The following is a 14,740-nucleotide window of genomic DNA, read 5'->3' on the forward strand; positions in this document are numbered from 1 at the left end:
GCCCAGACCTGACTCTATGAAACCTGTTGGCCAGCCTGCCCGAGGGCGTGAAATGGCTGCCCGCGATGCCGTGAAACGCGTGCCCGAGATCACGCGAAATCACTGCCCAAATTCCGCGAAATGCGCAGTCGGTTGGTGGCGATGTACTCCACTATCGCTCTGTTAGTCGGTTTGGGGCATTATTTGTGCTAGTTCATCGGTGGGACTAGTCTTGTAAGCATCGCAAAGATGGAAAAGCTGCAGTCCGACCGACTTCCGCAGCGTCGCTAGCGCATCTCTAAACCGCAACCAACTGGGGTTTCCGCTGTCGCAACGTAGCGTCACCAAGTCGATTTCTTCAACTTGAACGAAGAACGTTAGGATCGTTTTCGTCAATGATTGGAGTACCAGATCCAGTTCGCCACCCTGGGGTAGCCCCTTTCGTAAATCAAGTAACCTGAACCGCAGACGGTCCAGCGATTGGCGAACCCGGTCGGGGAACTCTGCGTCAAACGACTCCCAGAGTGCGCGGTGGTCCTCAAATTCTGAGACTATGTCCTTCGCAAGCTGGGGTGCCTGTTGCCGTGTTTGCAGAAGCACGAGGCTTTGCGCGTAGCCTTTCGTGCGAACCTCCGCGATCAACGCCTCATGGTCACGTTTCCACTGAAGGAGAAGTTCGGGCTTGTGAGGCGAAGAATCCTTATCAACGATGTCACCGCATTCCCTGCAAAGCCACAAGCCATTTGAGATGTGCTTGCGCTGTTCCGGAGTTTGGTTCTCATCGTAGCGCGGCCCGTTGCTTGCGGCGGCCCTAATGTGAGCGGCATGACCGGTTCTCAGGCTCTTCTCCTGATCCGAATGTGGCCCCGCAGTCAACTTAAGGCAGTCAGGATTCGAACAGAAGTGCGCAGCTCGTTCTGCAAGTGTTTGTTTGGTTCTGGGTGAGAACTCATCTCGCGCCCCCATAGACTTCTCCTTCGGCCGCTCTGTGGCAGCTAGTTTTCTTTAGGCTCTCTCCACAGCTCTCCGCAGCGCATCAATGGTGTATCGGGCCAAGTTACCTTGGAGCCAACTATCAACGTTCGTTATTGTCGTCTTCGTAGTCGGACCAATCGTCAGCAGGAGCATAATATTCTGCTGCATCGTAGGTCTGCGTCTTCTTGTATCGATCGCTGAGCCCAACGGCTGCGAGTTTGGAGAGGCCGGCAATCTTGAGGCCGCAGGCTACGCATTCAAAATGCGTCGGGAGGTACTCCTGCGTCTCGATGATTTCGTCGTCGTCGAGCTTCTGCGTTGGGGCTGAAACCGGCTCTCCCAGCACAAGTGCGGTCGACGCACATGACGGACAGTCGACTCTATGACCGTTTTGACGGGTGGCCCACACTGACGCCTGCGTTTGCAGCGTCGTACGCTCGTGTTCTGGCTTGGCGTTCCAGACCTTCTTGTGCGCCTCAACGTCGCCCCTCACGGCTTTCGCGCTCTCATCTGCAGCTGCATCGATCAGCTTCCTGGCAACTTCCGCTTCGTCTTCGCCAAGGAATTCATCAAGTGGGATGCTCATTGACGTCAGAAGGATTTGGCAAGTCTGATAGAATCTTGGTTGCCAGGTCGATCCCCTAATTCCCTCGAATGCGAGTTCGCCAGTATGAAGCTCGGCATTGCGCTTACCGGTATGCACGACACCGAAGCTCTCGTGCTCCTTGGTGAACTCCGGCAGTATCCCTGAGAGGCGCTTGAACACCTCGCTGATTGCGATGGATCTCGGCGAGAACCTCTCTTCGAACGGAGTGAAGCCAAGCGCAAAATAGAGGTTCGATCCATTTTTATCGGCTTCTGCAAGCAGCGCGGGGCTTACATTTGCAAGAGCGGCGCGGGCAAGAAATTCTAGAGCGAGGCTCGACCAGAGAGCATATTCCCATTTATCGCTGTCATATTCATCCATGTTCTGGATGTAGCGCACAGCCTTCGCGTAGAGTGCCTCCGGATCGAAGGTTGCCGGCGTTGCGCCCGGCTTGATTGTCGTCTTCATTTTAGCCCTCCCAAATATACTCTCTCAATAGTACGATCCTCTCGTCCTAGCGGTATCGGCGAACGGGCATGCAGCATGCGCCAGTTGTCGATTATCAGGGTATCCCCCGGACGAATGAGGGCAATCGACAACGAGGCACGTTTCGCAAGCCAATTGCGAATCTGGGCGTCGGCGGTGTCGCCAACTTTGCTCGCTGGCCGAAGAAATATTTCATCCCATCGTAGGAGATCGGTGCCATCCGACGTACGTTCGAGCAGGCGAAGAAGCGCAAGGGCTCCATCGCGGGGCCGGCGTGGCTTGAAGATTGCGCGTGCGAGAGTGTCTCGAGAAATGGTGTTGACGAGCGCGCGGCCATCGATCAGCAATGTGGGAACGTCATCATATCCAATTAGGCATCGTAGGAGTAAGTAGCGCGGTGGTCTGCGCCAATGGGCAAGATCGGTATGAAACGGAAAACGGCCCAGTCCAAAGTTCCCGCTATATGTATTCGGAGCCGATTCTTCGCGAGGAATTAAAGTTTGGACAAGGCCGCCTTCCCAAGGCGTGAGCGGATCGCCGAGTTCGTTAGCGACTTCGACGATGTCAGCATTAGGACGATGCTGGGAGATTAGGGCGTAGCCGCTTTCGGTAATTTTTTGTCTCAGATCGAACCCCATCATTTCTCAGTCATTCTAGTTGGCTTCTGGGCTATCGGCAGCTCGCCGACTCGATATCGAGCGACGGCATGATGTAGATTGCCCCGCGAACCATGCTGTCGCGGAAATGCGTCTTGCATGAAATCGCGGGGCTTATCGTATGTTCGATCGTGTGAGACAACGGGCTTTGGTTTTGGACGATAGTCTCCATGTGCTTCTTGAAGTGGGTTCAGAGTTGCTCTCATGCTGCGACCGGATCAGGAGGCAGAGCGACGAGATTGTTCTCACCAAACAGCTCTGTGAGCTTCGCCATCGCTGCGGGACTAACGAGTTGCGTGAACAGCAACGCTAGGCGGACCTGGGGTCGCGAACATGCAACATAGAACAAATTTCGATTGTTCTCGAAGAACTCCTGCTTATCAGCGGGAGGTGCTGCATCCATCCATTCTAGGGTTTGGACAAAGTTGTACTTGTTCCAGCCACGTCCCACGACCACCAAAACATTCTCGAACTCCGCGCCCTTCACGCCGTGCTTTGTGGCAAATGGCGTGTGCCCGTCGATGAAACGATCCAAAGCTATCAATTCCGTATAGCTAACCGCCCGCAGCCCTCGAAGCTGGGTGATCCGGCGCGACTCTCCTTCTACGGGTTCATCTCCTGCCTCAGCGAGCTTCGCTTCGCGTTGTTCCACAGCGGCCGGCAGCCGCATGTGCGGCTGGGCGGCGATGAAATCGATTATTTCACCAATCGTTCCGGTCTGCCGCAACGCGATGAGAGCGTTCATGCCATTGGTCCAGGCAATTTTGTCTTCGTGACGGCGGATGCGTGGCATACCGGACCCGAATGCCTCGAACATTTCCCCATAACGGTTGGCCTCAAATGCCGCGCAAGCGGGTTCAAGCTGGTCCGCAAGAAACTTGATGTGAGGATCTTCCTTCTTCAACCAGGGATCGTTGAACTGGCCATAGATGCTCCGAATGTTTTCGTAGCCCTGTTCCCGAGCAAGAATACTATGACTGAGCATTAGGATTTTGGTTTTCTCTACAGACAGATCCCAGCCTTCGGCAGCCAGCCGATCCTTCACACACTGAAAGTAAGCACGAGCTGCCTCAGGACTGGTGTCATCTTTCCAGTGGCCTCCTCCTTGTCCGGTTCGCCGCTGCCCCGGCCAGTCGTTTGTATGAAATACACGGGCCTCACCCTGCGCAGCGGGATCGCTAACCATCTGCGGCAAGTCTGGGCGCATACGGTTCAGGACTTGCACAATCGGATCGACCGATCGGAAGTTCGCTTGCTTGGCGATAACCTCAAGTGTCTGGTGCTCCACCAGCCCGCATCCCTCGCCGTAAATCTTCTGCCAATGGTCGCCGAAAAGACCGATCAACGGGCCTTCACCTCTATCAAGAAACCATTCTTTCAACGCATCAACGAATCCGGCATCCGTGTCCTGATATTCGTCGATAAGCAGAATGGGATATCGCGAAGTCAGAACTCGGCGAAACTTGGGGCGGCTTATCGCCTGGATCATCAGTGACAGTACATCTTCATGGCGAAGTGAAACCTGATCGTCCGTAACGCCGGGGTAGCCGAGTTCATAGTGGATACGACGCTGACCGATGCCGCCGGTGTCCGCAAGTCGCTCTTCCCATGTCGGCAACCCGGGAACCAGTTCACGAAGCGTAGGCTGGAAATCTTGGAGGACTGACCAGCAAAAACCGTGAACGGTTTCGGGTCTCACGGCAGGATGCGCGTTCGTTCTGGCAATGATTTCGTCTTTGGCGACGTTGGTGTAGGTGATGCAGCCAATTTGTTGGCGCTGCCGCAGCAACGCGGAGCCTTGCTTTTCAATCAATCTGCGAAGTGCTTTCTCAAGAGAGTAGGTCTTTCCGGCGCCGGCACCTGCCTCTAGGCGAAAGCTGCGTCCTTCATCCAAGCAAGCGAACATGCGTTCCAGAGCAATGCGACCAGCGGCATCTGCTGGGCTTTCTTGTCCCTCAGCCATGTTCGTCTTCCTGGATCGCGTCGATCTCGAGGCCGGCAGCTTCGGCGAGGACTTCGACCGCTACTGCCTCTGGGGGGGCCACAGGAGCAGGATTACCCTGTGCCAACCACCTCAAACCTTCAGCGATGTATCGGGGAACACTCCATTCGGTGTTTGTGATCGCATACTGCAGAGCAAAGGCGGACTTTTTCTGCTCCGCAGCGAGTTCATACGCCGCCGCTGCAACATCTTCCTCCCCAAGCGCGAAAAGGCCAGGGTTCGCGATTATGAACGCATCTTCGAAGCTGCGCCCGCAAGCTCCACCATCCTGTTCGGGAATCTGGTATGCGATGCGCCTGCCATTGGTAATCTTCTCGTCTGGTGTTTTGATGAGCAAGGCAGCCGGGGATATATCGGCACCGTACAATGCCTTCAGACAACCGTTGCTTGTGAATTGCCCTTGCGCGACAGGTACGGCCTCGCGCTTGTTGTTTGCATTGGGACGAACCGTATCTATGTCCGTAATAATCAATGTGCGGAGTTCGAGGAACGTCAGCAAATCGAAGAAGCGATGAGCATAGGCTCCGCCTACTTCCATGACTGTTAGGTATTGGCTCCCCAGTTGCGGTGCTCCAGGTGCCGCACTGTCCGTTTTTCGAATCATTGTCGGAAGGAGGAGGCGTTCCGACGTTCCCTCGATCAAGACGGCCTTATCTGCAAAGAACAGATCGCAACGTGTGAGGGTCAAATACTGATGTAGAAACTCCCGATCAGGCTCGGGCGCAGCTCCCATGCCCCGGCGCAGGTCTTTGATGATGGTTCGCCGAACGCCATCTTCGTCCGCCTTCGACAGGAAATAACGCATGGATTCAAAGCGGGCCTCGTTAGCCATGTGCGGAGAATGCGTCGTAACGACAAACTGGACAGGCCAAGGGAGGTTATCATTCAATTGAGTGACGAAAGCATTCGTGATCTGATCGAGTTGCCGAATGAATACCTCCTGCATCTGGGGATGAAGGTGCGCTTCCGGCTCTTCGATAAAGATTAGATGCACGCCAGCCGCCGTCGGTGTCGCCTGATACTCACGAAAGAAGCGCAAGATTTGCAGTAGCATGAAGACGAGATTACGCACGCCGAGACCATTATAGGTTTCTGGAAGTGTTATCCCGTTTTTCCCGACATAGCGGACCTTGGTGTGATCGCTCAGCAATCTCTCGACGTCAAAGCTTGTCTCAGTGATGAGCCCTGGGTCAGCCAGTCCGGGGTAGCCGAACAGCTCGAAGGTGGGCAGCAGCGATGTGAGCTTTACATTGAAGTCGCTGTGCAGATCGCTTTGAATGCCTTCGACAGCGATTTTCAGCTGCTCGGCGGTAGTCCTTTTTTCAGGATCGATCGGATCGTTTAGCGCCGACTGAAAAAGTATTTCTACTACTTTTCCAAGAACATCTCGTTCGCGTTTCGTGTCATCGTCCAATCCACGTTGTGCATTGATGAAACCGCCTTGTATTATAGTAGTGAGCATTCTCGTTTCGAGAGGCTTCCTATTCGTGGGGTCGTTAGGATCAATCGCCTCTAATACCGAGCTGTAGGCGACAGGAACCCGTGCTCCCAGAGCACGGAAAAGCGCACTTTTGGCATTCTCTCCATCTTCTTCTGGTGCAGGGAGATCGGCGAAGAGCAATGCAGTTGCGTTGGGTCGAGGGCCAAAAGTCAGGACAAGACGCGCATATGTACAATCTGGATTTAGGTCGATGATGCACTCGCCCAATGCTCCGAGGTCCGGCATGTCAACGTCGTACAAAACATCAATTATTATACGAATAACGGGAAGGGTATCCAGTACGTCGGATACCTCCGCTCCGGCACTGAACGCCTCAAAAGCGTTCCAGAATTTCTCGTGACAGCCGAGAGAAAAATCTTCGAGACGGAAGGTGAGAGTCTTTTCTGAGAGGAGTCGGCGGAAAAGCTCTGCAATCGATGTTTTGCCGCTATTGTTTCGTCCCACGATCAGCGTGGTTCTATCTTCGAAACCAATCTCGACGTCCTGCAGCAATCGGAAGTTTTCAATCTTCACATTGTGTAGCTTCAATTTCTACGCCCCCAAATATAATTCCACCGTCTAGTCGTTAGTTCTGTAATTATACATCATGAGATGTCCGATTCGGATCGGCGCAACGAGTATTTTTGCATGGCTCTAACTGCTTCTGAAGCCATGAATTTTCATTGCTTCTCTATTTTTCTCAAATATTGCTCGGGCCGCCTGCAGGCTCATCACGAAACTAATCTCGTCAGCAGGATATCTGCCCTGGGAGGAATGCCGTTTTCCGTGTAATGGATCATGGCGTAAGTGATGATCTCCCAATTCTTTCTTTGTTGGACCTGAGCCAAATCGACTTGCCAGATTTCCACTCTGCGGTCTGTGGCGGTATAGTGCCATGACGTTGGTGGCGTGCGCTTCCGTCCAGGATAAAGAAGTATGACGCGGCTTGCGTTATAGACCGCCCCATAGGACGCGAGTTGGTAAAGATCGGCTTGGCTCACATTTGGCGCGGAGCCTGAATGTTCGCCGAGATCCTTCCATTTCGTATCAATGACCAGTGGACCTTCAGGCGTGTCAATGACGATATCCGGGATCAGAGGGTAGGCACCATGCTGCAACAGGGCGTGCTGTCGGCGCTGAACCGACACTGATCCGGGCGGAAGAACCCGTTGCAGCCAGCGGGCAACATACCGTTCAAACAGCAGGTTCATCGGAAAGAGCAACGAAATGCCCGTGCGGTGTCCGGAACTCGTGTTTTGCCACTCTGCTTCCAGCAACATGCGCGCAAGTATATGCGCCTGACGAAAGCGCTCATTCATCCGGTTCCAGACGATCCGCTCCCTCAGAGGGACGGGGCTGGCGGGGATGTCGATGAAGCGCTCTGTCAGGTTAGCGATCCGGCGACGCAGAGGCTCGGAGCACACAAAGGGGATGACGCGCAACAGGCTGGCCTTGAACAGCCGGTTGAGCGGCGTGTTCTCGGAAAACTCGTCAAACCGGCAATGCAGGCGGGAAGGATCAACCGAGCGGCGAACGATCTGCTGCCGCACATCGAGCGCTCCTCGCAGCTTAGGCAGAATATCCTCTTCAGGCACATAGTCGCGCGTCAGACCGGATTTCGCTTGTTCTGCCAGGCGTTTGACAAACAGATTGATAAAGGCTTCGAGAAGGTCGCTGTCCTGTGCGCCCATCTGCGCGATCTGCCCTTCTGAAAGCGGTATGTCGAAGGCGACCGCAATCATCCGCACAAGGGTCGCTCGCAATGCACCGTCCTCGTCGGCGAGCTTGGGCAGGATTTCCAAACTTATCCCTGGAACGGAAATAATGCCGCAAACCTGCTTGGTTTCCAGCTTCCGAAAACCGCGCGCCAGCACGCCGTTCTCTGCCACGCCAAGCCTGCGGGCAGCCGTGATTGCGGCAAGATGCAGTTGCTCGGCTTCTCCTTCGCTGATTCCGTCGGGTCCAATGGGCAGAGAGGACCATTCCGGCAGCGAGTAATGGCTTTTCTGTTTGGGCATTATTCCTGTCCCAGAAGAGCCATGTAAGCTGCTTCAGGGTATGCGCCTTCTTCCCGAAAAACATCGGAATAGCGATACCGATCCTCAGCAAATCCCTCAGCCCCCTTGGGAACCGGAATAGGGGTTCGATTCAGGAAGCCGTCGCCGCCGCCCAGAACAATGCGAACCCGTTCAATGTCGTCATGGAAATACTCACGCAGCAGCGGGATGACCTTGAATGCCATGACGCGATCGAGTTCGGCTTTCGTCTTGACGCCCATAAACCAGGCGTGGCCGATCTGGGCATCCTCTCCCAGAAAATAGATAAGGCGTAGATTGAGGTTGTCCAGAATGGCTGCAAGATCGAGCGCACTATCGTCGAGCTCGATGCCTGCGAGTTCTGCGGAATCGGGTGGCAGTTCCTCAAACACGAAACGCCGACGCAGTGCTGTATCCAGCAGCGAGATGGATCTGTCGGCCGTGTTCATCGTGCCAAGGATGTACAGATTGGCCGGAAGAGAGAATGAGGTCTTGGAATAAGGAAGTGTGACGGTGATCGCCGCAGGCGCTCCCCGTCTCTTGTCCGCCTCCAGAAGCGTGATGAGTTCGCCCAGAACCTTCGAGATGTTGGCGCGATTGATCTCGTCAATGATGAGGACATGGTTGCCGGCCTGCTTCGAAGCCCGCTCTGTCATCACTTTCAGCACACCTGCTTCGGGTTCGAGCGTGAAGCCTGCGCCCGATGCCATCGGCTTGGGTCGCAGTCCCTCGACGAAATCTTCGTAGGTATAGCTTTGGTGGAAGGTGACGAAGCCGATGCGCCCGTCCTTGACCAGTTGCTCATAGGACGCGCGCACTGCACCCGGATCGTACGCCACTTGGCCTAGACATATCTCGACGGCGCGTTGTGCGGTGCTGAACGTCTTGCCCGTACCCGGAGGGCCATAGAAGATCGTATTCAGTTCAAAACCGGATGGAGCTGGCACGACGGCTTCTTCATCCAGTTTATCTGTCGAGTGCGCCTTCTTTTCTTTCGGCTTCTGCCAGACGGGCCTGAAGTCACCTTCGTAGAAATCGACGTGTGAACCATGCTTGGCTTCAAGGCTCTTGCGCAAAGTCAGAAGTGCGTCATCGAGCTTGGCTATGCTCATAGCACCGACATCGGCTGCGGTTGTGGCCCCGAAGCCAGCCAGAATATCCCGTTTATGCTGGCCGGCGCTGATGCGCTCGAAGCTGTCAGGAAAAAGCAGGAAGGGCAGGATATGACGCAATTGCCGATTTTCGCCGTTCACCTGTATCTCGAACCAACTGGCAAATGCGCCGCCGTCCCCGAGCAGGCGTCGACGTTCATCAACAGGCCTGGATTTGAGATCCTGCATGGCGGTAATCAACAGAACGAGCTCGCGCCATTTATTGTTGTTATATCCTTGGCCAGCCCGGCCGACACCGTAAAGAACCTGTTCGGTTAGGGCCGCCACATCTAGCGGCAAATCCTGGCCCGACCAGGACCAAACCTCGCGGACTTTCCGATCCTTGGTCGGGGGAGAGACATCGCGGCGCTGGAAGGCATAAAGTAGCCAGATCAGCTCGGCCATCAGGCAGTGCGCTTCAGCGGTTGCGTCAGACAGCTGGACTTTCAGCTTTTCGAAGAACTTGCCTTCGCCCTCATCGAGGTTCTGCACGTAGGTACGCTGCAACTCCGCAAAGTGTTCAGCGGTCCAGAGTGAGCGTCCAGGTGAAAGCAGGGAACCATCGCCGATCAGGCAATCAGTGCGAAGACGATCCATCGTCTCGTAAAGGGGAGAAAGATCAGCATCTGGGTTATAACGGGCCACGAAAATTCCTCGGAAATACTTAGATAACCAGTGCGGCATGCAATATTCGTCTTCCGACTGGCGCGAGTCGGTCCAGCTTGCATAAGAAACCAGAAAAGCTCTTTTTGTCCAGTATACAGAGGCATTTGGGGGAAAGCCTTCCCCCTGGTCGGCACTGGCGTTGCCGACGCACCCTCTTCTGCGGGGAGACTCCGCAACGCCCCCTTCAGAGTGAGAGTGAGGACGGGTTTTCCGTGACGGGTTGAGGGCTGGAAGAGAGGCTTCCGGTGCCCGTCGCGGAGATCATCCCGATGGCCAGACACGATCGCAGCCCCGCTGACGGTGGCGCGCGCAGCAACCTTTACGACGACATCACCAACAAGATCATCGCCGAGCTGGAGCAAGGGCGTCTGCCCTGGGTCCAGCCCTGGGGCTCGTCGCCGGATACCGCCCCGCTGGGCCTGCCGAGAAATGCTTCAACCGGCCGGTCCTATTCAGGCATCAATATTCTCATCCTCTGGGGCGCTGTCATCCAGCATGGTTTTCCCGGTCAGGCGTGGCTCACCTTTCGCCAGGCGCTTTCGCTTGGCGGCAATGTCCGCAAGGGCGAGCGCGGCACCACCGTCGTTTATGCCGACCGCTTCACCCCCGAGGACGAAAAGCGCCGGGCCAGCGAGACGGGTGAGGATGCGCATGCCATTCCATTCCTGAAGCGGTTCACGGTCTTCAATGCCGCACAATGCGATGGCCTGCCCGATGACATCACGGCAGTCGCGCCGCCACCCCCGCCGGGCACGATCGAACCTCGGGTCGAGGCGCTGATCCGGGCCACCGGCATCGACTTCCGTATCGGTGGCAATCGCGCCTTCTATATGCCGTCCCTCGACTATGTGCAGGTGCCGCCTCCGCAAGCCTATTTCGAGCCGATCAACTGGCATCGGACGGCCCTGCACGAGCTGGGTCACGCCAGCGGCCATCACAGCCGTCTCAATCGCGATCTGACCGGATCTTTCGGCTCGAAGAAATACGCCTTCGAGGAAATGATTGCGGAACAGACCGCGGCCTTCAGCTGCGCCGCGCTCGGAATCGTGCCGACCGTGCGCCATGCCGATTACATCGGGTCGTGGCTGGAGGTCATGCGCGAGGATTCCCGCGCCATTGTCCGCGCGGCCTCGCAGGCCAGCAAGGCGGCGGACTGGTTGCTGTCGCATCTGCCGGGCGAGAACACCGTGGAGCTGGATGCCAGTGTAACCGACCGGAGGGCTGCGGCATGATCCTTCTGACCGGCACACAGTGCGACCGCCTGCTGGCAAATGGTCGCCAGCGCGATCAGGATCACATCCCGGTCGTGAAGTTCTTCAACCCCCTCGGCGAGGGCGTCTGGCTCGCCACCGAACTCGATGAGGAAGGCGACATCATGTTCGGCCTGGCCGATCTCGGTTCTCCCGAACTGGGCTCGTGGAGCCTGAGCGAGATGCAGTCAGTCCGGTTTCCCTTCGGCATGGGCATCGAGCGTGATCTGCTGTTCACCGGGGATTTCCCGATCTCGGTCTGGGCCGAGGCCGCCCGTGAGACCGGCAGCATCCGCGCCGCCGAGCGTCTGCTCTACCGCGTCGGCGCGGCCTTTTCCCGTACATCCGCCGATACAGAAAACCGGAGTGCCTGATTTCCGGGTTTCAGGTTCTGCGGCTGGCGTCGCTCTCTTCAGAGGAAGAGGGCGGCGCTTCGCTTCGTGACGGGCTGATAGCCGGAGAGAGAGGCTCACCGGCGTCCGTCATGGAGTAACTGACATGGCCACTGCCGTTCAGAAGATCACCCTGTCGTCCTCGCGCGACATTCCCTTCAACAAGCTGGTTCTCAGCCAGTCCAACGTCCGGCGCGTCAAAGCCGGGATCTCGGTCGAGGAACTGGCCGAGTCCATCGCCCGCCGCGGCCTGATCCAGTCTCTGCATGTTCGCCCGGTGGTGGATGCCGAGGGCAAGGAAACCGGCATGTTCGAGGTGCCCGCTGGCGGTCGCCGTTTCCGCGCGCTGGAACTGCTGGTCAAGCAGAAGCGCCTCGCCAAGGTCGCGCCGGTCCCCTGCGTCGTGTCGGAGGCCAGCGCCGATGTGCTGATCGACGAGGTATCGCTCGCCGAGAATATCGAGCGTGCACCGTTGCATCCGCTCGACCAGTTCCGCGCCTTCCAGGCCATGCGCGAGAAGGGCATGACCGAGGAGGCCATCGCCGCCGCCTTCTTCGTGGATGCCAAGGTGGTGAAGCAGCGCTTGCGTCTGGTTTCCGTCTCACCGGCCTTGCTCGACGTCTATGCCGAGGACGGCATGACGCTGGAACAGCTCATGGCCTTCAGCGTCAGTTCTGACCATGCCCGTCAGGAGCAGGTCTGGGAAGCGATCAAGGATGGCTGGCAGAAGGAACCCTACCACATCCGCCGCCTGCTGACCGAAACCACGGTCCGCGCCGCCGACAAGCGGGCAGTGTTTGTCGGCATTGCTCCCTATGAGGAAGCTGGTGGCTGCGTCTTGCGCGATCTCTTCCAGCAGGACGATGGCGGCTGGCTGCAAGATCCGGTGCTGCTCGACCGGCTGGTGGGCGAAAAGCTGAAGGCCGAGGCCGAAGCTATCGCCGCCGAGGGCTGGAAGTGGATCGAGGTCGCCATCACCTTTCCTTACGGTCACGATCATGGCCTTCGCCAGATTGTCGGCACCACGGTCGATCTGAGCGACGAGGAACGCGCCACCCGCGAGGCTCTGCGCGACGAATATGATCGGCTTGAAGCCGAATATGGCGAGGCGGACGAACTGCCTGACGAGATCGACGCCCGCCTCGGGGAGATCGAACAGGCACTGGAAACCTTCGAGCGCCGTCCAATGACCTTCGGCCCGGATCAGATCGGCATTGCCGGTGTGTTCATCAGCATCGACGCCGATGGCGCATTGCTGGTCGAGTGCGGCTATGTTCGCGCCGAGGATGAAACGCCTGCGGAACCGGAGACTGAGATCGTTGACCCGGAAACCGGCGAGGTGATCCAGCGGGCAGAACCGGAGGTGAGCCGCATGCGTGCGGTTATCACGCTGGGCGGTCAGCCGGTCGAACAGGAGGATGACGACGAGACCGAGACCATCAAGCCTCTGCCTGATCGTCTGGTAAGTGAGCTGACGGCGCATCGGACCTTGGCATTGCGTGATGCCGTCGCGGTGAACCCGCATGTCGCCATGACGGCACTGCTCCACCGGCTGGTCATGGATTGCTTCATGCCGCATTCCAGTCGCGGTTGCCTGGAAGCACAAGTCCGGGAGGTTCATCTGTGAACATCACATCGAACAGGGGAACGCCACCCGGAGCCGCGACGGGCGTGTCGTCTATCGCCGCAATCTGCTCGCTAAACTGCGCGAGCGGGAGGTGGAGCGCGTCGGTATGGAATTGGCGAAGAGCAAGGGGTTGCCATTCCGGGACGCCGCAGATGGCGAGCATGTCAGCGGTAAGTTCACCGGAACCGTGCAGCTATCGAGCGGCAAGTTTGCCGTGGTAGAGAAGAGCCACGAGTTCACCCTTGTCCCGTGGCGGCCCGTCATCGACCGTCAGCTCGGCCGCGAGGTCGCTGGCGTTGTGCAAGGCGGAGCGGTGTCGTGGCAGTTGGGGCGGCAGCGGGGGCTGGGCTTGTAGAGCGGCAAGTGTTGTGTGCTGCCCGATCCCTTTTGATATCCCCATTCTGGTCCATTCTATCAGGGCGGAAAAAGATTCTCTCCCATGAAGTCCACGAAAACCCGGAGTTTCGGGGACAGGTGGCGGCTTGAGGGCCAGAGGATACGGAAGCTGCCCGAATGCGTGACCACATCGTCCAGCACCGACACCAACGTCCCTCTGGCGAGCCGGTCCCGGATTGCAAAGTCAGGAAGGCATGCAAGACCGATACCTTCCTCTGCGAGGTGTATCAGCGGCTCGATCGCACTGGCGACAGTCACCGTAGGAATTTCGGCGGACTTCGGCTTGCCGTCGCAATGCAAGGGCCATTCCTCGATTTTGCCGGTGCTCGGAAAACGATGGCGCAGGCCCCGATGCTTCGACAAGTCGGCCACAGTTCGGGGCCTGCCATGCTCAGCAAAATATGACGGCGAGCCAACCAGCCTGTAGTTGAACGTGCCGAGCATGCGGGTCATCAAACGCGAGTCGCGGATTTCCCCGGTGCGGACAACCGCGTCGAAACCTTCCTCGATCACATCCACCCGCTGGTCAGTGAAATCGAGGTCCATTTCGATATCAGGCCATGCCCGCGCGAACGCGGTGATCGTCGGCATCATCAGCATGCCGACAAGCGGCAGGCTGACCCTCAGTTTGCCGCTCGGCATGCCCCTTGTCTGTAACAGTTCCAGTTCTGCGGCCTCCAGTTCGCAGAAGATGCGACGGCATCTTTCGAGAAAGAGCGCCCCTTCCGGTGTCAGGGTGATTGTTCGCGTCGAGCGGTGGAGCAGGCGGACGCCGAGCCGATCTTCCAGTCGTGCGACCGATTTGCTTATCGCCGATGATGAGACGCCAAGTTTCTGCCCGGCAGCGGTGAAGCTGCGCAACTCGGCTGCCTGAACGAAGGCGTTGAGTGATCCGAGGCTATCCATCGCAATTCCATTGCTGACATAAATGTCCGAAGTGACTTGAACTGTAGCCTAGTTTTCACTTTAGGGGAAGCCGTCTAGCTTTGGGGTCATGTCGCAATCGGCAGATTATGCAGTCTTTCCAAGGCGCTCCGTCTGCAGGTGGCTATTCAGAC

The 14,740-nt window shown here is 57.2% G+C and carries 10 protein-coding genes and 2 pseudogenes; 4 read left to right on the forward strand and 8 right to left on the reverse strand.

What is annotated here, in order from left to right; all coding sequences use genetic code 11:
- Nucleotides 1-162: 162 nt before the first annotated feature.
- The 7 genes from PUT78_RS17425 to PUT78_RS17455 form a co-directional block, all read right to left on the reverse strand.
- Nucleotides 163-945 (reverse strand): hypothetical protein, encoded by a 783-nt coding sequence (locus tag PUT78_RS17425; RefSeq protein WP_274353555.1) that lies wholly within the window; start codon nucleotides 943-945, stop codon nucleotides 163-165.
- Nucleotides 946-1,054: 109 nt separating this feature from the next.
- The gene (locus tag PUT78_RS17430) at nucleotides 1,055-2,008 is read right to left on the reverse strand and encodes a hypothetical protein (protein ID WP_274353556.1); all 954 of its coding nucleotides are present in this window, start codon (nucleotides 2,006-2,008) and stop codon (nucleotides 1,055-1,057) included.
- Nucleotides 2,005-2,667, reverse strand: a complete 663-nt coding sequence (locus tag PUT78_RS17435; RefSeq protein ID WP_274353557.1) for a Fe(II)-2OG oxygenase family protein — start codon at nucleotides 2,665-2,667, stop codon at nucleotides 2,005-2,007. The genes PUT78_RS17430 and PUT78_RS17435 overlap by 4 nt, the downstream gene beginning before the upstream one ends.
- A gap of 217 nt (nucleotides 2,668-2,884) precedes the next feature.
- Entirely contained in the window at nucleotides 2,885-4,645 is a 1,761-nt protein-coding gene (locus PUT78_RS17440) for a UvrD-helicase domain-containing protein (RefSeq protein WP_274353558.1), read from the reverse strand.
- The gene (locus PUT78_RS17445) at nucleotides 4,638-6,698 is read right to left on the reverse strand and encodes an ATP-dependent nuclease (protein WP_274353559.1); all 2,061 of its coding nucleotides are present in this window, start codon (nucleotides 6,696-6,698) and stop codon (nucleotides 4,638-4,640) included. Before PUT78_RS17445 ends, PUT78_RS17440 begins: the two co-directional genes overlap by 8 nt.
- A 197-nt stretch (nucleotides 6,699-6,895) precedes the next feature.
- Nucleotides 6,896-8,182: an McrC family protein gene (locus tag PUT78_RS17450; RefSeq protein WP_274353560.1), complete on the reverse strand. Its 1,287-nt coding sequence runs from the start codon at nucleotides 8,180-8,182 to the stop codon at nucleotides 6,896-6,898.
- On the reverse strand, nucleotides 8,182-9,996 hold the full coding sequence (locus PUT78_RS17455; protein ID WP_274353561.1) for an McrB family protein: 1,815 nt from the start codon (nucleotides 9,994-9,996) through the stop codon (nucleotides 8,182-8,184). Before PUT78_RS17455 ends, PUT78_RS17450 begins: the two co-directional genes overlap by 1 nt.
- A gap of 290 nt (nucleotides 9,997-10,286) precedes the next feature.
- On the opposite strand from PUT78_RS17455, the gene PUT78_RS17460 reads away from it, so the two are divergent.
- The 4 genes and pseudogenes from PUT78_RS17460 to PUT78_RS17475 form a co-directional block, all read left to right on the forward strand.
- Nucleotides 10,287-11,249 carry an ArdC family protein gene (locus PUT78_RS17460; protein WP_274353562.1) on the forward strand — a complete coding sequence of 321 codons (963 nt, stop codon included), beginning with the start codon at nucleotides 10,287-10,289 and terminating at the stop codon, nucleotides 11,247-11,249.
- Nucleotides 11,246-11,641, forward strand: a complete 396-nt coding sequence (locus tag PUT78_RS17465; RefSeq protein WP_274353563.1) for a DUF2958 domain-containing protein — start codon at nucleotides 11,246-11,248, stop codon at nucleotides 11,639-11,641. The genes PUT78_RS17460 and PUT78_RS17465 overlap by 4 nt, the downstream gene beginning before the upstream one ends.
- Before the next feature lie 124 nt (nucleotides 11,642-11,765).
- Nucleotides 11,766-13,283 (forward strand): annotated as a pseudogene (locus PUT78_RS17470) (ParB/RepB/Spo0J family partition protein); the annotation flags it as partial.
- Between the two features lies 1 nt (nucleotide 13,284).
- A pseudogene (locus PUT78_RS17475) lies at nucleotides 13,285-13,641 on the forward strand (DUF3363 domain-containing protein); the annotation flags it as partial.
- Between the two features lie 59 nt (nucleotides 13,642-13,700).
- Here the strand turns inward: PUT78_RS17475 and PUT78_RS17480 are convergent.
- Nucleotides 13,701-14,588 carry a LysR family transcriptional regulator gene (locus PUT78_RS17480; protein WP_274353565.1) on the reverse strand — a complete coding sequence of 296 codons (888 nt, stop codon included), beginning with the start codon at nucleotides 14,586-14,588 and terminating at the stop codon, nucleotides 13,701-13,703.
- Between the last annotated feature and the right edge of the window lie 152 nt (nucleotides 14,589-14,740).

Source organism: Roseinatronobacter alkalisoli (assembly GCF_028745735.1).
GTDB classification, from domain to species: domain Bacteria; phylum Pseudomonadota; class Alphaproteobacteria; order Rhodobacterales; family Rhodobacteraceae; genus Roseinatronobacter; species Roseinatronobacter alkalisoli.

Coding starts and splice junctions, on each gene's coding strand:
- PUT78_RS17465 (WP_274353563.1), top strand. CDS start 11,246: ATGATCCTTCTGACCGGCACACAGTGCGACCGCCTGCTGGCAAATGGT.
- PUT78_RS17435 (WP_274353557.1), bottom strand. CDS start 2,667: ATGATGGGGTTCGATCTGAGACAAAAAATTACCGAAAGCGGCTACGCC.
- PUT78_RS17460 (WP_274353562.1), top strand. CDS start 10,287: ATGGCCAGACACGATCGCAGCCCCGCTGACGGTGGCGCGCGCAGCAAC.
- PUT78_RS17480 (WP_274353565.1), bottom strand. CDS start 14,588: ATGGATAGCCTCGGATCACTCAACGCCTTCGTTCAGGCAGCCGAGTTG.
- PUT78_RS17450 (WP_274353560.1), bottom strand. CDS start 8,182: ATGCCCAAACAGAAAAGCCATTACTCGCTGCCGGAATGGTCCTCTCTG.
- PUT78_RS17440 (WP_274353558.1), bottom strand. CDS start 4,645: ATGGCTGAGGGACAAGAAAGCCCAGCAGATGCCGCTGGTCGCATTGCT.
- PUT78_RS17430 (WP_274353556.1), bottom strand. CDS start 2,008: ATGAAGACGACAATCAAGCCGGGCGCAACGCCGGCAACCTTCGATCCG.
- PUT78_RS17425 (WP_274353555.1), bottom strand. CDS start 945: ATGGGGGCGCGAGATGAGTTCTCACCCAGAACCAAACAAACACTTGCA.